19 protein-coding genes are annotated in these 20672 nt (G+C 63.0%); 11 read left to right on the top strand and 8 right to left on the bottom strand.

Annotation, left to right across the window (positions count from 1 at the left end; translation table 11 throughout):
• Positions 1–17 precede the first annotated feature (17 nt).
• The 4 genes from IAG25_RS38430 to IAG25_RS38415 form a co-directional block, all read right to left on the bottom strand.
• Positions 18–614: an FMN-dependent NADH-azoreductase gene (locus IAG25_RS38430; RefSeq protein WP_187609510.1), complete on the bottom strand. Its 597-nt coding sequence runs from the start codon at positions 612–614 to the stop codon at positions 18–20.
• Positions 615–759: 145 nt separating this feature from the next.
• Positions 760–2559, bottom strand: a complete 1800-nt coding sequence (locus tag IAG25_RS38425; RefSeq protein WP_187609526.1) for a M61 family metallopeptidase — start codon at positions 2557–2559, stop codon at positions 760–762.
• 159 nt (positions 2560–2718) lie between these two features.
• Positions 2719–3450: a DsbC family protein gene (locus IAG25_RS38420; RefSeq protein WP_187609509.1), complete on the bottom strand. Its 732-nt coding sequence runs from the start codon at positions 3448–3450 to the stop codon at positions 2719–2721.
• Positions 3451–3505: 55 nt separating this feature from the next.
• A complete protein-coding gene (locus IAG25_RS38415) occupies positions 3506–4678 on the bottom strand; it encodes a UbiH/UbiF family hydroxylase (protein ID WP_035510938.1) in 1173 nt (390 codons plus the stop codon).
• Positions 4679–4878: 200 nt separating this feature from the next.
• On the opposite strand from IAG25_RS38415, the gene ychF reads away from it, so the two are divergent.
• The 4 genes from ychF to IAG25_RS38395 all read left to right on the top strand — a co-directional run bounded on the left by ychF (position 4879) and on the right by IAG25_RS38395 (position 9517).
• Positions 4879–5973 carry a redox-regulated ATPase YchF gene (gene ychF, locus IAG25_RS38410; RefSeq protein WP_187609508.1) on the top strand — a complete coding sequence of 365 codons (1095 nt, stop codon included), beginning with the start codon at positions 4879–4881 and terminating at the stop codon, positions 5971–5973.
• 135 nt (positions 5974–6108) lie between these two features.
• The gene (locus IAG25_RS38405) at positions 6109–6429 is read left to right on the top strand and encodes a DUF3761 domain-containing protein (protein WP_255504296.1); all 321 of its coding nucleotides are present in this window, start codon (positions 6109–6111) and stop codon (positions 6427–6429) included.
• A 144-nt stretch (positions 6430–6573) separates the two neighbouring features.
• The gene (gene ettA, locus IAG25_RS38400; RefSeq protein ID WP_187609507.1) at positions 6574–8241 is read left to right on the top strand and encodes an energy-dependent translational throttle protein EttA; all 1668 of its coding nucleotides are present in this window, start codon (positions 6574–6576) and stop codon (positions 8239–8241) included.
• 148 nt (positions 8242–8389) lie between these two features.
• A complete protein-coding gene (locus IAG25_RS38395) occupies positions 8390–9517 on the top strand; it encodes a DUF748 domain-containing protein (RefSeq protein ID WP_187609506.1) in 1128 nt (375 codons plus the stop codon).
• 18 nt (positions 9518–9535) lie between these two features.
• Here the strand turns inward: IAG25_RS38395 and IAG25_RS38390 are convergent, their stop codons facing one another.
• From IAG25_RS38390 to IAG25_RS38380, 3 genes are all read right to left on the bottom strand, one after another.
• Positions 9536–10159, bottom strand: coding sequence for an HAD family hydrolase (locus IAG25_RS38390; protein WP_187609505.1), 624 nt, complete (start codon positions 10157–10159; stop codon positions 9536–9538).
• A 24-nt stretch (positions 10160–10183) separates the two neighbouring features.
• Positions 10184–11971, bottom strand: a complete 1788-nt coding sequence (locus IAG25_RS38385; RefSeq protein ID WP_255504302.1) for an aminopeptidase P family protein — start codon at positions 11969–11971, stop codon at positions 10184–10186.
• A gap of 127 nt (positions 11972–12098) precedes the next feature.
• Positions 12099–12371 carry a hypothetical protein gene (locus IAG25_RS38380; RefSeq protein ID WP_035509921.1) on the bottom strand — a complete coding sequence of 91 codons (273 nt, stop codon included), beginning with the start codon at positions 12369–12371 and terminating at the stop codon, positions 12099–12101.
• Between the two features lie 406 nt (positions 12372–12777).
• Here IAG25_RS38380 and IAG25_RS38375 point away from each other — a divergent pair, with 406 nt between their 5' ends.
• The 7 genes from IAG25_RS38375 (at position 12778) to IAG25_RS38345 (ending at position 18988) form a co-directional block, all read left to right on the top strand.
• A complete protein-coding gene (locus IAG25_RS38375) occupies positions 12778–13596 on the top strand; it encodes a galactosyltransferase-related protein (protein ID WP_187609503.1) in 819 nt (272 codons plus the stop codon).
• 190 nt (positions 13597–13786) lie between these two features.
• Positions 13787–15082, top strand: a complete 1296-nt coding sequence (gene hemA, locus IAG25_RS38370; RefSeq protein WP_187609502.1) for a glutamyl-tRNA reductase — start codon at positions 13787–13789, stop codon at positions 15080–15082.
• Between the two features lie 100 nt (positions 15083–15182).
• Positions 15183–16265 (top strand): peptide chain release factor 1, encoded by a 1083-nt coding sequence (prfA, locus tag IAG25_RS38365; RefSeq protein ID WP_187609501.1) that lies wholly within the window; start codon positions 15183–15185, stop codon positions 16263–16265.
• Positions 16262–17098, top strand: coding sequence for a peptide chain release factor N(5)-glutamine methyltransferase (gene prmC, locus IAG25_RS38360; RefSeq protein ID WP_187609500.1), 837 nt, complete (start codon positions 16262–16264; stop codon positions 17096–17098). Before prfA ends, prmC begins: the two co-directional genes overlap by 4 nt.
• A gap of 84 nt (positions 17099–17182) precedes the next feature.
• A complete protein-coding gene (gene grxD / locus IAG25_RS41830; protein ID WP_035509911.1) occupies positions 17183–17494 on the top strand; it encodes a Grx4 family monothiol glutaredoxin in 312 nt (103 codons plus the stop codon).
• A gap of 10 nt (positions 17495–17504) precedes the next feature.
• On the top strand, positions 17505–18107 hold the full coding sequence (locus IAG25_RS38350) for a UbiX family flavin prenyltransferase (protein ID WP_187609499.1): 603 nt from the start codon (positions 17505–17507) through the stop codon (positions 18105–18107).
• 95 nt (positions 18108–18202) lie between these two features.
• On the top strand, positions 18203–18988 hold the full coding sequence (locus IAG25_RS38345) for a DODA-type extradiol aromatic ring-opening family dioxygenase (RefSeq protein WP_187609498.1): 786 nt from the start codon (positions 18203–18205) through the stop codon (positions 18986–18988).
• Positions 18989–19061: 73 nt separating this feature from the next.
• Here IAG25_RS38345 and IAG25_RS38340 read toward each other — a convergent pair whose 3' ends face one another.
• On the bottom strand, positions 19062–20654 hold the full coding sequence (locus IAG25_RS38340; RefSeq protein ID WP_187609497.1) for an APC family permease: 1593 nt from the start codon (positions 20652–20654) through the stop codon (positions 19062–19064).
• Positions 20655–20672 lie beyond the last annotated feature (18 nt).

The raw sequence follows: 20672 nt of genomic DNA, 5'->3' as shown, positions 1-20672 counted from the left end.
TATCGAAGCGGAGACGCTTAAACAGCCGCAATCGCCTCACGCGCCGACGCCAGCGCCGCGCCAGCCACTTCGGGCCCCATGTTCAGGCCTTCGGCGTAAATGAAGCTCACGTCGGTCATGCCGAGGAAACCGAGGAACGTCGTGAGGAACGGCGTCTGCGAATCGTTCGGCGTGCCCGCATACTTGCCGCCGCGCGCCGAGACAACGTACACCTTCTTGCCCTTCACGAGGCCTTCCGGACCGTTCGCGGTATAGGTGAACGTGATGCCGGCACGCGCGATCCAGTCGAAATACGTCTTCAGTTGCGACGAGATGCCGAAGTTGTACAGCGGCGCTGCGATCACGACGATATCCGCCGCTTGCAGCTCGGCGATCAGCGCTTCGCTCTTCGCGTTGATCGCGGTTTGTTCCGCGCTGCGTTGATCGGCGGGCGTGAAGAACGCGCCGAGCGTGGCGTCGTCGAGATGCGGCAGGCTGTCGCCTAGCAGATTGCGCACGACCAACTTTGCGCCCGGGTTGCTTTGTTGCAGCTTCGCGGTCAGTTCGTCGGCGAGCAGCGTCGATTGAGCACCTTGCGAACGGGCGGCGGAGTTGATTTGCAGAATCGTCGTCATGATGGCTTCCTGTTCCTTGATCGGGTTTCGGGCACCGTCGGCACCCGGCTTAGGAAGCATTCTTCGTTTTTCGACGCCCGAGAAAAAGCCATCCAGTCATGACGGATTGTTGCATCGGTAGAACAATCCGCCACACTTTGCCGATTCAGCCCTTCAGCCAGCGCTCGCGCCATTGTTTCGATGGGCCGCGTCCGTCGATGGCCGTCAGCACGTAGCGCGCGATTTCCGGCCCGTCAAGCTTGACCTCGGTGCGGCGCAGTTCGTCGCGGCGGAACGCGTGCACGTCCACCTTCGCGCCCGGCAGATAGCGCGACAAAAGCGCGTCGAGATTGGAGCCGGTGACGCGCAGTCCGTCGATCGCGACGAGCACATCACCCGCCGACAATCCCGCCTTCTGCGCCGCGCTGCCTTCATGGACGACGGCGAGCGTGCAATCCGCGCCGCCCCGCACACGCGCGCCGAGCGAAGGCTTGACCGACGCGCCGTTGCCCGGCAAATCGGGCGTCATCGCGATGCCGAACGGCTCGAACAGCGCATCGAGCGGCAGATCGCGCGTGCCGCGCACGCCGTCGCGGAAGAGCGAACGCAGGTCCGCGCCGGTCGCTTCGGCGAAGAGCGCCTCGACGTCTTCCTCCAGAATGCCGCGCGCCCGGCCGTTGTAGAACTCGCGCCCGTAGCGCTGCCACAGGAGGCGCATCACATCGTCGAGCGATTTGCGGTTGTCGGTTTGCGCGCGAATCGACAAATCGAACGCCAGCGCGACGAGCGAGCCCTTCTGGTAATAGCTGACGATCGCGTTCGGCGCGTTTTCGTCGGCGCGGTAGTACTTCACCCACGCGTCGAACGAGCTTTGCGCGACGGACTGCTTGAGCCGCCCCGTGCCGCGCAGCACGCCGCCGATGGTCTTGCCGAGCAGATTGAAGTAGTCGCCCGCCGAAATGAGGCCGCTGCGCACGAGCAAAAGATCGTCGTAGTAGGACGTGAAGCCTTCGAAGAGCCACAGCAGCGTCGTGTAATTCTCCTGCGACAGATCGTACGGCGCGAACGCGGCCGGCTTGATGCGCTTCACGTTCCACGTATGGAAGTACTCGTGGCTGCACAGGCCGAGATACGTGCGATAGCCTTCGGTCGTTTCCGGGCGGCCCTGCACGGGGAGATCCGTGCGATTGCAGATCAGCGCCGTCGATGCGCGATGCTCCAGTCCGCCGTAACCATCGCTGACGGCGACGGTCATGAACACGTAGCGGTCCACCGGCGCCTTCTTCGTACGCGGCTCGAACAGCGCGATCTGCGCTTCGCACACGCGCTTCAGATCCGCGGCGAGCCGGTTCATGTCGAGATTGACGACGCGCCCCGAGATCACGATGTCGTGCTTCACGCCGTGCGCGGTAAAGCTGCCGAGCGCGAATTCGCCGAGTGTGACGGGTTGATCGACGAGTTCGTCGTAATTCGCCGCTTCATAGCTGCCGAAGCTATAGCGCTTCGTGCCGCGCGCTTCGGCAAGCGCCGTCGCGACGCGCCAGTTGCGATACGCGCCGCCCGGCGGCGGTTCGATATCGACGATGCACGGCGCCGCCGACTGCCCTTCCACGGCGAGGAACGTGCTCGTCCCGTTGAAGAAGCCGATCGTGTCGTCCAGATGCGCCGCGCGCACCGACATGTCCCACGCGTAGACCTCGTAGCGCAGCGTGATCGGTCCGTCGACCGGCGCGGCTTGCCACGCGTGCTTGTCGGTCTTTTCGATCGCGATCTTGCGACCCGCCGCGTTGAACGCCTGCAGCGTCACGATGTTGCGCGCGAACTCGCGAATCATGTAGCTGCCCGGAATCCAGACCGGCAACATGAACCGCTGGCCAGCGGGATCCGGCTCAGCAACGGTGAGCGTCACTTCGAAGAGATGCGCGGCGGGATTTTTCGGAACGATGCGGTAGCGGACGGGCTGCATCGCTTGCGTGAGCGTAGTCATCTCGATGTCCTTGTTCTTGTTCTGGGCGCGCCTGGCCACGCCCGGCGCCTTGCTTCATTACGCTGCGCTTTCGCAAAAGCAAGGCCGTAAAAACACAGGAGGCGCATCACGCGCCTCCCTTCTTCGTTCGAGCCGCGCTCAGTGCGTGGCTGACAGTTCCTTTTCGAGCCGGTCGGCGGGCACTGCGCCCGGCAGACGCCGGCCATCGGCGAGAAACACGGTCGGCGTGCCGGTGACGTTCATCGAGCGGCCGAGCTTCAGGTTCTTGTCGATGGCGGTCGTGTCGCACGACGCCGCCATGGTCGGCGTCTTGCGGTCGAGCATCCAGCCTTCCCACGCGTTCGCGCGATCCTGCGAGCACCAGATCGACTTCGACTTGGCCGTCGAATCCGGCGAAAGCACGGGGTACAGGAAGGTGTAGACCGTTACGTTGTCGATCGATTTCAGCGTCGATTCGAGCTGCTTGCAGTACGGACAGTTCGGATCGGAGAACACCGCGATCTTGCGCTTGCCGTTGCCCTTCACGACCTTCACCGCGTTCTCGAACGGCAGCTTCGCGAAGTCGATCTTGTTCGTTTCCGAGAGCCGCGCCTCGGTGAGGTTCTGGCTGCTGCGCGTATCGACGAGATCGCCGATCAGCACGTAGTTGCCGGTCGCATCGCTATAGACGATCTGCGAGCCGAGATTCACTTCGTAAAGTCCCGGCACGGGCGTCTTCTGAATGCTCTTGATGGTGGCGTCGCCCATGCGCGCTTCGAGCGTCGACTTGATCTTGTCGGTGGTTTCATCGGCCTGCGCCGAACAGCCGATGCTGAGCGTCACGGCGAGCGCGGCAGCCGTCGCGAGGGCGATACGAAAAGTGGTTTTCATGCGGTTTCCTGTGAGTCGCTTGAGCGTGGCGCCAATGGAGTATCGATAGACTGTTTCAACCAAGTGCCGCCGACACCAGCCAGCGCTTGATGAGCGGCTGCGCGCCGACGAACGCCATGCCGGTATTACGGACCGCGCGCGCGAGCGTGCCCGGCACGGAAAAGAGCCGCTGCAGGCCGTCGGTCGCGAACATGAGCTTTTGGATGTCTTCGCGGCGCGCGCGTTCGTAGCGGCGCAGCAGAATCGGATCGCCGAGATCACGGAACGACTCCTTATTCGCGATGACATCCGCGAGCGCGGCCACGTCGCGCAGGCCGAGGTTCATGCCCTGCCCCGCGAGCGGATGAATCAGATGCGCGGCATCGCCGACGAGCGCGACGCGCGGCGCGATCAGCTTGTCGACGGTCTGCAGCCCGAGCGGAAAACCCTGCGCGGGCGTCACGCAATCGAGCGTGCCGAGCATGTTTTGCGTCGCCTGTTCGACCTGAGCCGCGAGTTGGGCGGGATCGAGCGCGAGCAGTTCGTCGGCGTGTTCCGTGCGCGCCGACCAGACGAGCGAGACGTGATCGCCGGGCAACGGCAACAGCGCGATGATTTCCGTATCGCGGAACCATTGATACGCGGTTTCGCCGTGCGGCCGCTCGGTCCGAAAATTGGCGACGACACCCGTTTGCCGGTAATCGCGACGATTCATCTTCGCGCCCATCTGCGCGCGCACCCAGGAATGCGCGCCATCCGCGCCGACGATCAGATCCGTTTCGAGCATTTCGCCGCTCGCGAGCGCGACATGCGCGGCGTCGGTTTCGATCGTCATGCCCTGCGCGCGCGATTCGAACCACGAGAGGCTCGGCTGGAAGCGCAACGCGGCATCGAGCGACTGTTCGATCAGCGACGATTCCACGATCCACGCGAGCTGCGGCACCGACGCCTGGAACGCCGAAAAATGCAATTCCGCGTGGGCATCGCCGAAAACACGCATGTCGAGCACCGGACCGAGACGCGAGCGATCGAGCGCCTGCCAGACGCGCAGCCGCTCCAGCAGCGCCTGCGAGCTGGAAGACAGCGCGTAGATGCGCGAATCGAACGCCGCGCCCGGCGGCAGACCGGCGGCACGCGACGCGACGAGCGCGGTGCGCAGGCCGGATTGCGCGAGCGCGAGCGCGGCCGTCTTGCCGACGAGCCCGCCGCCGACGACGACAGCGTGAAATCTGAGGGGATGCGGAGTCATGCGGGCATTATAGCCGTGGGGTTCGAACGGGTTTGCGGGCCGAGGGCCGCGCTTGCGCGTGCCAGCGCGGCGTTACAATAGCGGTTTGCCCGGCCGTCTGACGCGGCCGCAGCGTGGCGGGCGGTTCTCGCCCGCTCTTTGCGCACCATTTTTGACGAAACCCGCGCGGCCCGCGCCGTCTCACCAGTTCGAAGGATCCCATGAGCCTCCAATGCGGCATCGTCGGCTTGCCCAACGTCGGTAAGTCCACACTTTTCAATGCTTTGACCAAGGCGGGCATCGCCGCCGAGAACTATCCGTTCTGCACGATCGAGCCGAATGTCGGCGTGGTCGAAGTGCCGGACGCGCGTCTGAACGCGCTCGCCGAGATCGTGAAGCCCGAGCGCATCCTGCCGGCGGTGGTCGAGTTCGTCGATATCGCGGGGCTCGTCGCGGGTGCGTCGAAGGGTGAAGGCCTCGGCAACCAGTTCCTCGCGAACATCCGCGAGACGGATGCGATCACGCATGTCGTGCGCTGCTTCGAGGACGAGAACGTGATCCACGTCGCGGGCAAGATCGACCCGATCGCGGATATCGAAGTCATCAACACCGAACTCGCGCTCGCCGATCTGGCGACGGTCGAAAAGGCGTTCACGCGTTATTCGAAGGCGGCGAAGTCGGGCAACGACAAGGAAGCGGCGAAGCTCGTCGCCGTGCTCGAAAAGGTTCGCGCGCAACTGGATCAGGCGAAGCCGGTGCGCGGTCTCTCGCTGACCGACGAAGAGCAGTTGACCATCAAGCCGCTGTGCCTGATCACGTCGAAGCCGACGATGTACGTCGCGAACGTGAAGGACGACGGTTTCGAGAACAACCCGTATCTCGACGCGGTGCGCAAGCACGCAGAAGCGGAGAACGCGCCGGTGGTCGCGGTGTGCGCGGCGATCGAAGCGGAAATCGCCGATCTCGAAGATGCCGACAAGATCGAATTCCTGGCTGACATGGGCATGGACGAGCCGGGCTTGAATCGCGTGATTCGCGCGGGGTTCAAACTGCTTGGGTTGCATACGTACTTCACGGCGGGCGTGAAGGAAGTGCGCGCGTGGACGATTCATATCGGCGATACGGCGCCGCAGGCCGCCGGGGCGATTCATACGGATTTCGAACGCGGCTTTATCCGCGCGCAGACGATTTCGTTCGATGACTACATCGCTTATAAGGGCGAGCAAGGTGCTAAAGAGGCTGGGAAGATGCGAGCGGAAGGGAAGGAGTACGTCGTGCATGACGGGGATGTCATGAACTTCCTGTTTAACGTGTAAAGCGTCAAGAACAGTCACAAGCTGCTTGCCTCGCGAAGCGGAGTACCCGATAAAGGGACTCCGCTTTTTTCTTGCGCGGATGAGAGGCAGCGCAGCGATGCGCAATAAATAACAACAACGAGAGAGAACAAGAAGATGAAGCGACATGCATCGATGAGCGTGCTGCGTGCGTTCGCGGTTACCGTGCTGATCGCGGCGAGCGTCGTGTGTACACCCAGCGCTTTCGCCTATCGCGGCAATCATTACCAGTATCAGCCGCAACCCGACGAATCCGACCTCGACAACCACGGCCACTACGTCAACCACGACGGCAACGTCATCCATTCACCCGCACACTCGCGCTCCGGCACCGTCCCCACGGGCGCAACGGCCCAATGCCGCGACGGCTCCTACGGCTTCAGCCAGCACCACAGCGGTACATGCTCCCGCCACGGCGGCGTGGCGAGCTGGGAGTGACGGAAACGCACCGCGAAGTACAATGCCATTTGATCCCGCCTGCGCCAAGCGCAGCGACGGGAACGCGCGAAACCGCGCGACCGGACATCCTCGCGCGCCGACTCGGACGCGCCGCTTTCATACCCTCAATCAATCACGGACAACATGGCCCAATACGTCTTCACCATGAACCGCGTCGGCAAGATCGTCCCGCCGAAGCGTCAGATCCTGAAAGACATCTCCCTCTCGTTCTTCCCCGGCGCGAAAATCGGTCTGCTCGGCCTGAACGGTTCCGGCAAGTCGACGCTCATCAGGATCATGGCGGGCGTCGATAAGGACATCGAAGGCGAAGCCACGCCGATGCCGAACCTGAACATCGGTTATCTGCCGCAGGAACCGCAACTGGATCCGCAGCAGACCGTGCGTCAGGCCGTCGAGGAAGGTCTCGGCGATGTCTTCCAGGCGCAAAAGAAGCTCGACGAAATCTACGCCGCCTACGCCGAGCCCGACGCCGACTTCGACGCGCTCGCCGCCGAACAGGCGAAGTACGAAGCGATTCTCTCGACGAGCGATGGCGGCAGCCCCGAACAACAGCTCGAAGTCGCCGCCGACGCGCTGCGCCTGCCGGCATGGGACGCCAAGATCGAACATCTGTCGGGCGGAGAAAAGCGCCGCGTCGCGCTGTGCAAGCTGCTGCTGCAAAAGCCCGACATGCTGCTGCTCGACGAGCCGACCAACCACCTCGACGCCGAATCCGTCGAATGGCTGGAGCAGTTCCTCACGCGCTATCCGGGCACCGTCGTCGCGGTGACGCACGATCGCTACTTCCTCGATAACGCCGCCGAATGGATTCTCGAACTCGACCGCGGCCACGGCATTCCGTGGAAGGGCAACTATTCGAGCTGGCTCGACCAGAAGGAAGACCGCCTGAAGCAGGAAGAAGCGAGCGAATCCGCGCGTCAGAAGGCGATCAAGAAGGAACTCGAATGGGTGCGCCAGAACCCGAAGGGCCGTCAGGCGAAATCGAAGGCGCGTATCGCGCGTTTCGAGGAACTCAACAGCCAGGAATACCAGAAGCGCAACGAAACGCAGGAAATCTTCATTCCGGTCGGCGATCGACTGGGCAATGAGGTCATCGAGTTCAAGAACGTCAGCAAGGCATATGGCGATCGTCTGCTCATCGACAATCTCAGCATGAAGATTCCGGCGGGCGCGATCGTCGGCATCATCGGACCGAACGGCGCCGGCAAGTCGACGCTCTTTCGCATGCTGACCGGCAAGGAGCAGCCGGATTCGGGCGAGATCGTCAAGGGACCGACCGTCAAGCTCGCCTATGTGGATCAAAGCCGCGACGCGCTCGCCGCCGATAAAACCGTGTTCGAGGAAATCTCCGGCGGCGCCGACGTGCTCACGGTCGGCAAGTACGAAACGCCGTCGCGCGCGTATATCGGCCGATTCAACTTCAAGGGCGGCGATCAGCAGAAGCTCGTCGGCAATCTGTCGGGCGGTGAACGCGGCCGTTTGCATCTGGCGAAGACGCTCATCGCCGGCGGCAACATGCTGCTGCTCGACGAACCGTCGAACGACCTCGACGTCGAAACGCTGCGCGCGCTCGAAGACGCGTTGCTGGAATTCGCCGGCTCGGTGATGGTGATCTCGCACGATCGCTGGTTCCTCGACCGCATCGCGACGCATATCCTCGCGTTCGAAGGCGATTCGCATGTCGAGTTCTTCGACGGCAACTACCAGGAATACGAAGCCGACAAGCGCACGCGTCTCGGCGAAGAAGCCGCGAAGCCGAAGCGTCTGCGCTACAAGCCGATCACGCGTTGAGCGCGTCAAACATCTGACGATTTACCGCGCGCCAATGCGGGCGCGCGCACCGACGTCAGGCATAAAAGTGGCGACTGTGTAGGACGCAGTCGCCACTTTCATTTTCGAGCGGCACTTTCCGAAAAGCCGACACGGGAGACACACGAAGATGGCGGGATCGAGCGCGAGGCGGGGGGCGCTTTGGGCAATCGGAATCGTCGTGGCGCTCGCCGTCGTGGCGGTCGGCGGCTGGCTGATCGCCGTGCATCAGATCAAAGAGCGCATCATCGAGACGCTCGGCCCGAACGGTTCGGTGGAAGAAATCGACGTCGGCTTCGGTCACGTGACGCTCTCGCGCGTGCGCCTGCGCGGCCCGAAAGACTGGCCGGCGAGCGACGCCATGCGCGCCGAACGCATCGTGCTCGATGTCGATATGCATTCGCTCATAACGAAGCCGATTCATCTGCGCAGCGTGAGCGTCGACAACTACTATCTGTCGATCGTCCGTTCCGCCGATGGCCGCGTGCGCATCCTGCCAGGGCTCAGGGAAACCGCGCAGGAAGCCAACGCCACGCCCGACAGCAAGGAGCGTGAGGAACATGCGCGCGAGGAAAAGCTCATCGATCGCGTGTCGTTCGAGCGTGGATCGATGGAGTTCTTCGACGGCTCCGTGCAGAACCCGCCGTACCGCGTGCTGATCGGCGATGCGCGTGCCACCGTCGATCACATTCATCTGCCCGCCCTCACCGACCGCACCGAGCTTTCGATGACCGGCTCGATCAAAGGCCCGTCGCATACGGGCAATGTGACGTGGGCGGGCTGGATGGTCATCGCGAACAAGGATTCTCAGACGCGCGTGACACTGCGCAACGTCGATGTCGCGACGCTCGATCCGTATCTGCTCAAGAAAGCCGGCGCAAAGGCGGCGGTAACGGGCGGCACCATCGATTTGTCGATCGATGCGACCGTGAAGGATTACCGCATTCACGCGCCCGGCACGCTCACGCTGAATCACTTGCAGATCAGCGACGCCGGCAATCCGCTCGACACCTTCCTCTCGATTCCGACCAAAGCCGCGATCGCCGCGCTGAAGGACCGCAAGGAGCAGATCAAGCTCGATTTCGTGCTCGACGGCGATTTGCGCGATCCGAAGTTTTCGCTGAGTGAGAGTCTGTCGAAGAAGCTCGCGGCGGGCTTCGCGAAAGTCCTCGGCGTGAGCGCGGAAGGCGTCGCGCGGGGCGCGGGCGATACGGTCCGGGGAATCGGCAACGCGCTGAAGAATCTGCTGGGGCAGTAGCGCGTTGCGTTTCCGTTTTCAGATCGGCAGATTCAGCGCGCGCAGCTTCGTTTCCGTATCCAGCGCGCCGGTGTAGTGAACACCGTGCCAGCCGAGCGCGGTCGCGGCTTGCGCGTTTTTCAGATTGTCGTCGATGAACACGAGCTCGTCCGGTCGAATGCCCGGCAACTGCTTTTCGATTTCCACGCGCATCAAATCGAAAATCTGCGGATCGGGCTTCACGAGACCGACGCGCCCCGACACGACGATCTCACGAAACTTCCGCAGCACATCGAAACGCTCCCACGCGTACGGAAAGGTTTCCGCCGACCAGTTCGTCAGGCCGAAAAGCGGCACGCCCGCCGCCTCCAGCCGGTCGACGAGCGCGACGCCCTCTTCCATCACGCCCGACACCATTTCCGGCCAGCGCGCGTAAAACGCGCGGATCAGCGCTTCGTGCTCGGGATAGAGCGCGATCAATTCGGCAGTGCCTTCCTCGATCGTCTGCCCGCCGTCCTGTTGCACGACCCATTCCATCTTGCAGACGTTATCCAGAAACCAGCGGCGCTCGGTATCGTCCGGAATCAGATGCCTGTAGAGATATTCGCGATTCCAGTCGATCAGCACGCCGCCGAAATCGAACACGACTGCCTTGATGGTCATCTCGCTGCGCTCCTGTCCTGTTCGTCAGATCGCCTTCGTCCGCGCTTCGAGCCATGCCAGCGCTTTCCCCGACACATGCGGCGACACGCGTGTGCGCACCGTCTCGTGATACGCGTTGAGCCACGCGCGTTCGTCTTCGCGCAACAGCGACAAGTCGATGCAGCGCGAATCGATCGGGCACAGCGTCAGCGTTTCGAATTCGAGGAAATCGCCGAACTCGGTCTTGGCGGCCGCGCGGTTCATCACGAGATTTTCGATGCGGATGCCCCACTTGCCCGGCCGATAAATCCCTGGCTCGATCGACGTGATCATGCCCTCTTCCATCGCCGTCCACGACTCGGCCGGCGCGTAGTGCGAGATCACCTGCGGGCCTTCGTGCACGTTCAGGAAGTAGCCGACGCCGTGTCCCGTGCCGTGACCGTAGTCCGCGCCCGCTTCCCAGATCGGCGCGCGGGCGATCGAATCGAGCATCGGCGAACGGATGCCGCGTGGAAAGCGCGCGCGGGAAAGCGCCATCGTGCCCTTCAGCACGGCGGTGAAATCGCGCCTGTGCTCGGCGCCGATTTCGCCGATCGGCACGACACGCGTGATGTCCGTCGTTCCGCTCAGATACTGGCCGCCCGAATCGATCAACAGCAGGCCGTTGCCTTCGATCACCGCATGCGAGGCTTCGGTCGCGCGGTAATGCGGCATCGCGCCGTTGGCGTTGAAGCCCGCGATCGTGCCGAAACTCAGCGTGACGAAACCCGGACGGCGCGCGCGGGCGGCGGTCAGCTTCTCGTCGATGGTCAGTTCCGTGATGCGTTCGCGGCCGAGCGCATCCTCGAACCACGCGAAGAATTCGGCGAGCGCGGCGCCGTCCTGTTCCATCGTCGCCCGGATGTGCTCCGCCTCCGCCGCGGTCTTGCGCGATTTGGCGAACGTCGACGGATTCACAGCCTCGACGATCGTCACCGTCGCGGGCACTTTCTCCAGCAAGCCGTGCGTGATGCGGCGCGGGTCGATCAGGAGCGTCGCACCCGCCGGCAACGAAGCGAGCGATTCCGGTGCCGCGGGATACGGCGCGACGCGCACGTTGTCGCGCGCGAGAGATGCGACGAGCGCGGCAGGAACCTTGCCGTCGGCGACGAAGATCGTCGCGTCATCGAGACCGATCAGCGCGTGCGCGACGAAGACCGGGTTATAGCTCACATCGCCGCCGCGCAGATTGAAGATCCACGCGAGATCGTCGAGCGTGGAAACGAAGTGCCATTGCGCGCCTTTCGCCTGCATCGTGGCGCGCACTTGCGCGAGTTTTTCCGCGCGGGAGACGCTCGCATGCGGCGCGGCGTGCTCGTAGACGGCCGCCTCCGGCAAACCAGGACGCGCGGGCCACACCGAATCCAGCAGATCGAGATCCGTGCGCAGCACGATGCCGCGCGCGGTCAGCGCTTCGGACAACGCGCGCGCCGCCGCAACGCCGAGCACGGTGCCATCGACGGCGACGGTCGCGCCCGGAGGCACGTGTTCCGCGAGCCATTCGACGTGCGGCGCGGTCTGCTGGCCGCCCATCATCTTCATGAGCACGATGCCGGTGCCGGCGAGTTGAGCTTCGGCCTGCGTCCAGTAGCGGCTATCGACCCAGACGCCCGCGAAATCCGCCGTCACCACGAGCGTGCCCACCGATCCGGTGAAGCCCGAGAGCCATTGACGTCCCTGCCAGCGCTCCGGCAGATATTCGGAAAGATGCGGATCGGCCGACGGAATAAGCACGGCGGCGAGCTTTTCGAGCGCCATCTGGCCGCGCAACGCCTCGATGCGTTTCGCGAACATGGCGGGCTCTGGAATGGCTGAATCTGCAATGCGATCGTTCATGAAGTCACCTGCTTGAAAGCCCGCGTAGGGCGCGAAGAGCACGGCGCGCGGCGAGGATCACCCGTCGCACGTCAGAAAATTTGGATCAGCGGCGCGCCGCCAGCCCGACGGTCATCGTCACGACGAAGAGCGCGAACACGGCGCACGCCAGCCATTCGAGCGTATCGCCGTCGTGATACACGTCGACGATATTGCCCAGCATGCGCGCGACGACCGTCGCCAGTATGCCAGCGCCGATGGCCGTCCAGATGCGTCCCGCCGGACCGCGCGCGCCGCGTCCCGCACGCCGCAGCGGATGCAGCCACCAGCCCGCCGCGCCGATCACCGCGCCAAGAAAAATCAGTCCGATCCAGCCCATCAGCGGCAATGCTCCGCAGGTAGCGATCTGGTGGGAAGTGAAGCGTTTCGAATGACAGGCATGGTTTGGACAATTCACGGCGGACGCAGCGGTTGAGTTTAGGGGCCGGACGAAGCCTGTGCAAGGCTCCGGATCCACCCGGACGCGCGCTGCGGATGCGTCTCGTATGACCCATGGAATATGAAACGATCGCTCTTCCGCCTGAGAAGTCTCTGTGAATTTTCCGAGTTTTTTCGGTTTGGCCGAATGCTATGATTTGTATTAAATCGCGCTCGCATCAATTCAGAATTTTCCGATTAACCGCACTGAAAGCGGACTTCGGCTTCGAGTGGTGCTCGCGAGTTACGAATTAAATCATTTCGATTATCGACACTGCGAAATTGCGATTCTAAAAGGTATTTATCTCATGACGGAAACCAGTCTGATTTCCCTGCGCGGCCTGGAACTGATTATTACGTATCGCGGCGCTAGCCAGGAGAGGCAAGACAATCTGCGGGGCGTCCTGCGTCACTTGAACCGTACCTACTCGGACTATCAGATCTGGCTGATCGAGGCGGACGCCGCGCCCACGTTCAGTTGGTCCGAATTCGGCGACCCGAAGATCAAACATGTGTTCATACACGATATCGGCCCTTTCCCGAAGGCGCGACTGGTCAATCTCGGCGCACTCATGGCAAAGAGCGAGATTATCTGCCTCCATGACGCCGATATGATCGCGAACCCGTACTATATGAAAGGCGCGTTGGACGCGCTGATGGACCAAAATAGCAGCGATGTGCTTTGTCCTTTCACACGCGTATTGAATGTTTCTGGCAATCGCCGGCAATCGTTTATCGAATCGGGTAATTTCGACGAATTCGCGCCGTTTTTAGCAAGTGATTTGCCGGACGACATGAGTTTGCTGTACGTCAGTACGCCGGGTGCGATCAATTTCTTCAGGCGCGCGGAATTCATCCGCGTCGGGGGGCTGAATCCCGGCTTCATCGGCTGGGGAGGAGAGGACGACGAATTATTCGTCCGCGCCGCGCGACTCGGCGTGCGGTGGCATTCGTTCTCGAATCTCCAGGCGACGCTGTTTCACCTCAATCACGACTCTGCCTCGCGCACTCAGTTGTTTGACGAGGAGCTCACCGCCAGAAACCGGCAGATGGCGTTCCACACCGACGATATCCCCATGGAAGAACTCGAAGCGCGCGCGGCCGAACTGGCAAAGTATTTTCGCTGAGCCGCACGCCGTGGCGTTCTGTCACACTCGTCCTGCGGCGGACGTTCAGCGCCTGCCGTATGGGCGTGGGCGGCATTTGACCGTGGTCGCGCCCCAAATGCCACCTATAAATGAAGAAATACGCAAAAGGCTATAATATTGGGCTATCTGAAAGGCCATCGGCTTAGGCCCAAAGCATCAGCTCAATACAATGCAGCTCCTCACGATCGGAATCAACCACCACACTGCGCCTGTCGCCCTGCGCGAACGCGTGGCGTTTCCGCTCGAACAGCTCAAGCCCGCGCTGGGCGCGCTGAAGGACATCTGGCTGGGACCGCTCGCGAAGGCATCGCCCGAAGCGGCCATCCTCTCGACCTGCAACCGCACCGAACTCTATTGCGCCACTGACGACGCCGCCGCCCGCGAAGCCGCGATCCAGTGGCTCTCGAAGTATCACAGCATCCCCGTTCCCGAACTCGCGCCGCACGTCTATGCGCTGCCGCAGTCGGAAGCCGTGCGCCACGCGTTTCGCGTCGCATCCGGGCTCGATTCGATGGTGCTTGGCGAGACGCAAATCGTCGGACAGATGAAGGATGCCGTACGTACGGCGTCCGAAGCCGGCGCGCTCGGCACGTATCTCAACCAGTTGTTCCAGCGCACGTTCGCGGTCGCGAAGGAAGTGCGCACGACGACGGAAATCGGCGCGCAATCGGTATCGATGGCCGCCGCCGCCGTGCGTCTCGCGCAGCGCATCTTCGAGAACATTTCGAGCCAGCGCGTGCTGTTCATCGGCGCGGGCGAAATGATCGAGTTGTGCGCGACGCACTTCGCCGCGCAGAATCCGCGCGAACTGGTTGTCGCGAACCGCACGGCGGAGCGCGGCGAAAAGCTCGCCGGACGCTTCAATGGCCGCGCGATTCCGCTCTCCGAACTGCCTGCGCGCATGCACGAATTCGACATCATCGTGTCGTGCACGGCGTCGACGCTGCCGATCATCGGTCTGGGCGCGGTCGAGCGTGCAGTGCGCGCGCGCCGCCATCGGCCGATTTTCATGGTCGATCTCGCCGTGCCGCGCGATATCGAGCCCGAGGTCGGCAATCTCCACGACGTCTTCCTCTACACCGTCGACGATCTCGGCGCGATCGTGCGCGAAGGCAACGCGTCGCGTCAGGCGGCGGTCGCGCAGGCCGAGGCGATCATCGAGACGCGTGTCGCGAATTTCATGCAGTGGCTCGATGCGCGCAGCATCGTGCCCGTCATCCGCCACATGCACACGCAGGCGGACACGCTGCGCCGCGCCGAACTCGAGCGCGCGCGCAAGATGCTCGCGCGCGGCGACGATCCCGCCGCCGTGCTCGAGGCGCTGTCGCAATCGCTCACGAACAAGCTGATCCACGGCCCGACGCACGCGCTCAACCGCGCGAGCCGTGAGGAGCGCGACCAGCTCATCGACCTGATGAGCGGTTTCTACCGCCACGGTCCGTCGTCCGATTCGTCGGAACGTTAGCGGCTTCCTCTTTGCTATTCTCAAATGCTCCGCGCGGCTAGCAAGCGCGGCGCTCCCCGATCGCAGTATTTCCTGGCGCTGACCGCGCCGATTCCGCCCGATGAAAACGAGCATGCAAAGCAAGCTCGACCAGCTTGCAAAACGGCAGGTCGATCTCAACGAATTGTTGAGCCGCGAAGACGTGACGGCCGACATGGACCAGTATCGCAAGCTCACGCGCGAGCACGCGGAAATCAGCCCGATCGTCGATCAATACGCGCTCTGGCGTCAGGCGCTGACCGACGAAGCCACCGCGCAGGAACTGCTCTCCGATCCGTCGATGCGCGATTTCGCCGAAGAGGAAATCGGCGAGGCGCGCGAGCGCATGGTGAAGATCGAAGGCGACTTGCAGACGATGCTCTTGCCGAAGGATCCGAACGATGACCGCAACATCTTCATCGAAATCCGCGCGGGCACGGGCGGCGACGAATCCGCGCTGTTCGCGGGCGATTTGCTGCGCATGTATCTGCGTTACGCGGAACGCAACCGCTGGACCGCCGAAACGATGTCGGAGAGCGTGTCGGATCTCGGCGGCTACAAGGAAGTGATCGTGCGCATCGCGGGACAAGGCGCGTATTCGCGGCTCAAGTTCGAATCGGGCGGGCATCGCGTGCAGCGTGTCCCGGCGACGGAAACGCAAGGGCGCATCCACACGTCCGCGTGCACGGTCGCGGTGATGCCGGAAGCCGATGAAATCAGCGAAGTCGTCATCAATCCGGCCGATTTGCGTATCGACACGTTCCGCGCGTCGGGAGCGGGCGGGCAGCACATCAACAAGACCGACTCCGCCGTGCGCGTCACGCACTTGCCGACGGGCATCGTCGTCGAATGTCAGGACGACCGCTCGCAGCACAAGAACAAGGATCGCGCGTTGAAGGTGCTCGCCGCGCGCATCAAGGACAAGCAGTATCACGAGCAGCACGCGAAGGAAGCAGCGACGCGCAAGAGCCTGATCGGCTCGGGCGACCGCTCGGAGCGCATCCGCACGTACAACTTCCCGCAGGGGCGCATGACGGATCACCGCATCAATCTGACGCTCTACAAGCTCGAATACATCATGGACGGCGATCTCGATGAAATGATCGCCTCGCTTGTTTCCGAGCATCAGGCCGAGCTGCTCGCCGCGCTCGGGGAAACCGAGTGAGCACAGCGGCCGACCTGCTGCGCGCTGCCGGACTGCCGCTGCTCGAAGCGCGCATTCTGCTGATGCACGTGCTCGGCTGGCGGCGCACCGAACTCATCACGCGTGATCGTGAATCGCTCGATCCGGACGCGGTCGCGCTTTTCGAAGCGCTCGCGAAGCGGCGTCTGAACGGCGAGCCCATCGCGCAACTGACCGGCAAGCGTGAATTCTTCGGGCTCGATTTCGACGTGACGCCGGACGTGCTGATCCCGCGTCCGGAAACCGAATTGCTCGTGGAACTCGCGCTCGATTCCATCGCCGATGTGCCGAACCCGCGCGTGCTCGATCTCGGCACCGGGACCGGTGCGATCGCGATTTCGATCGCTCATGCCCGGCCCGACGCGCGCGTATGGGCCGTCGACCGATCGACCGCCGCGCTCGACGTCGCGCGAGGCAACGCGCACGCGCTGCTCGATGCGACGCGCGCAGGCGGCCCGGTCACATTCGTCGAAAGCGACTGGGCCGCGAATATCGATCCGTCGCTGCTCTTCGAGACGATCGTCAGCAACCCGCCGTATATCGCGAGCGACGATCCGCATCTCGCGCAAGGCGACTTGCGCTTCGAACCGCGCGGCGCGCTCACCGACGACGCCGACGGTTTGTCCGCGATCCGCACGATCATCGGGACTGCGCCGTTTCTACTCACGACGAACGGCGCCTTGTGGATGGAGCACGGCTACGATCAGGCGGAATCCGTGCGCGAGCTGCTAAAGGCACGCGGCTTTACCAACGTCCGCTCGATGCGCGATCTCGCCGGCATCGAGCGTTGCTCCGGCGGTCTCTTCACGGCCTGAGCGACTGGCCGTCGTCAGCCCTCGAAACCGAAATCCGCTATCATTTCAACCATCATTCCACCGACTTCAAAGCGCAGGAACGCCATGGACACGCAAGAACGCATCAAGCAGATCGTCGATCAAAACCCGGTCGTCCTTTTCATGAAGGGCACGGCGCAATTCCCGATGTGCGGTTTCTCCGGCCGCGCGATCCAGGTGCTGAAGGCATGCGGCGCCGATCAGATCATGACCGTGAACGTTCTCGAAGACGACGCGATCCGCCAGGGCATCAAGGAATTCTCCAACTGGCCGACCATTCCGCAGCTCTACGTGAAGGGCGAGTTCATCGGCGGCTCGGACATCATGATGGAGATGTATCAATCGGGCGAACTACAGCAACTCTTCGCCGCAGCCTGACCTTCCGCAAGTGAGCGCGCCCGCCGCCGAAAAGCGACGTCTTATCGTCGCGATTACCGGCGCAACGGGCGCCATCTACGGCGTACGTCTGCTAGAGACACTGCGCAAGCTAGGCGGTGTCGAAACGCATTTGCTCGTTTCCAGCGCCGGCTGGCTGAATATTCAGCACGAACTCGATCTCGACAAGGCCGCCGTTCACGCGCTCGCCGATGTCGTCCATAGCGTGCGCGATGTCGGCGCAACCATTGCATCGGGCTCCTTCGCGACCGGCGGCATGGTCGTCGCGCCGTGTTCGATGCGCACGCTGGCAAGCATCGCGCACGGTCTCTCCGACAATCTCATCACCCGCGCCGCCGATGTCGTGCTGAAAGAGCGCCGCCGCCTCGTGCTGCTCGTGCGCGAGACGCCGCTCAATCTCGCGCATCTGCGCAACATGACGGCCGTCACCGAAATGGGCGGCGTGATCTTTCCGCCCTTGCCCGCGTTCTATCAAAAACCCGCGACCATCGACGAAATGGTGGATCACACGGTCGCGCGGGTCATCGATCTGTTCGGCTTCGGTCAGCCGGTCGCGCCCGCCTGGCGAGGTCTGCGAGACGAAGCATCGGATTAACAACGGCGACGACACAATTCGTTGCCATTCGAGCCGTTTATCAACAGGGCTCGCGGCCCTACATTGACGTCAAGACCCCACAGGAATTTGCCGCCATGAGCCGACTGCCTACCGTTTTTATTTCCCACGGCGCACCGACGTTGCCGATCGATCCGTCGATGCCGTCCGCCGAATTCGCTTCGCTCGGTCAAACGCTGCCGCGCCCGCGCGCCATTTTGATGTTGTCCGCCCATTGGGGCACCGCGCAGCCGGTGGTCAGCACGGCCGAACGCCCGGAAACGATCCACGATTTCTATGGCTTTCCGCGAGCGCTCTACGAATTGCGCTATCCGGCGCCCGGCGCGCCCGAACTGGCGAAACACGCCGCCGCGTTGCTCGGCAAGCTAGACATACCCGCGGCGACCGCGGATCGCGGGCTCGATCACGGCGCGTGGGTGCCCATGCTCCTGATGTTTCCGGATGCCGACGTCCCGGTTGCGCAGCTATCAATTCAGCCGCATCTCGACGCCGCGCACCATTTCCGCATCGGCCGGGCGTTGCGCGATTTGCGCGATGACGGCGTGATGATCATCGGTTCCGGGCAGATCACGCACAATCTGCGCATGGCCGATTTCAGCGCGCGACCGGAAGACGCCGATCCGCGCGTCGTAGAGTTCACCGACTGGTTCGAAAGCCGCATGGCCGCGCGCGATATCGACGCCCTGCTCGACTATCGTGCTCGCGCGCCGCACGCCGCGCTGATGCATCCGACCGATGAGCATCTGCTGCCCGTGTTCAGCGCGCTCGGCGCGGCGGCGGACGATTACCGGCTCGGCATCCAGTCGCTCGGCACGTTCCAGCGCGCGCTCGCGATGACCAACTACGTTTTCACCGACGAGTGACGTCGAATCTGCGCTGAAATGAAAAAAACCCGCCTGATCACTCGGGCGGGTTTTGTCGTGAAGCGGAGGAGCTTTAGGCGCCGATTTCGTGAAGAATGTCGTCGCGGCTTTCGCGCTCGTCGAGATACTTCGTGCGATATCCCGTGTGCACGCCCCAGTAGTAGAAGATCAGCGCGAGCACGGTGACCGCAGCCATGTCCCAGCCGTACGGCAGAAGTCCGCTGCCGCCGAAATCCTTGCTGCCGATCAGCGACATCACCGCCATCGACGGCAAATAGGTCACGAGCCACCACGCCGCCTTCAGATCGCGTCCCCAGCCCGAAAAGCCCGTCCTGCTCTGAAAGTAGAAGTAGACGGGAAGCGCGACCACCATCAGCAGGATGATTTCGCCGGTGAGCGGCCACTTCGCCCAGAACAGCACGAGCGACGCACACACGAACGCGAACGGCGCGATCACGCCCATCATCGGCAACTTGAGCGGGCGATCGAGATCGGTAGCCGAGCGGCGCAGCGCCATCAGGCTGACCGGGCCGGTGAGATACGAGATGACGGTCGCGACCGAAATCACCGCCGCCAGCGAACTCCAGCCGCGGAAGAAGAACAGGAAGATGAACGCGACGATCAGGTTGAACCACATCGCCGGACGCGGCACGCCGTAGAACGGATGCACGAGTCCGAAAATCTTCGGCATCGTGTTATTGCGCTGCATCGCGTAGATCATGCGCGTGGTCGTCGCCATGTAGGTCGTGCCGGTGCCGCTGGGGCTGACGAACGCATCGACATAAAGCAGGAACGCGAGCCAGTTCAGGTTCAGCGCGAGCGCCAGTTCAGCGAACGGCGACGCAAAGTTGAAATGCGACCAGCCCTTCATCGCGTCGGCGGGATTCACCGCGCCGATATACGCGATTTGCAGCAGCACGTAGATCACGAGCGCGAGCAGAATCGAGCCGATCACGGCGAATGGCACGCTGCGCGCCGGATTTCGCGCCTCGCCGGCGAGATTCACGGGGCTCTGAAACCCGTTGAAGCTGAAAACGATGCCGCTCGTCGCCACCGCCGTCAGCACCGCGGGCCAGCCGTACGGCGCGAAGCTCGACGTCGTGCCGAAATTCTCCGAATGAAATCCGGTGAAGATCAGGCCCGCGATGGTGGCGCCCGGAATCAGGAACTTGAAGATCGTGATCGCGGAGTTCGCACGCGCGAACACTTTCACGCCCCAGTAGTTCAGCATGAAGTAGACGATCACGAGCAGCGCCGACAGCACGAGGCCCATCGGCGTGAGCGACTCGTTGACGAAGAGCGCATGCGCCCAGTCGTACGGCCAGGTGCTCATATATTGAATCGACGCTTCGGCTTCGATCGGGATCACGGACACAATCGCGATCCAGTTCGCCCACGCGCTGATGAAACCGACGAGCGCGCCGTGCGAGTACCGCGCGTAGCGCACCATGCCGCCCGACTCGGGAAACATCGCGCCGAGTTCGGCATACGTCAGCGCGATCGCCAGAATGACGACCGCGCCGATCACCCATGCCGCGATCGCTGCCGGCCCGGCGATCTTGGCGGCTTTCCACGCGCCGAACAGCCAGCCTGAACCGATGATGGACCCGAGGCCGGTCAGCAACAGTGCCATCGGGCCGATATTTCTCTGTATCGAACTCTTCAACTTTATCTCCAGTGTCTC

This window comes from Caballeronia sp. EK (assembly GCF_014384845.1).
Taxonomy (GTDB): domain Bacteria; phylum Pseudomonadota; class Gammaproteobacteria; order Burkholderiales; family Burkholderiaceae; genus Caballeronia; species Caballeronia jiangsuensis.
This window is presented reverse-complemented; position numbering and strand designations above follow the sequence as displayed.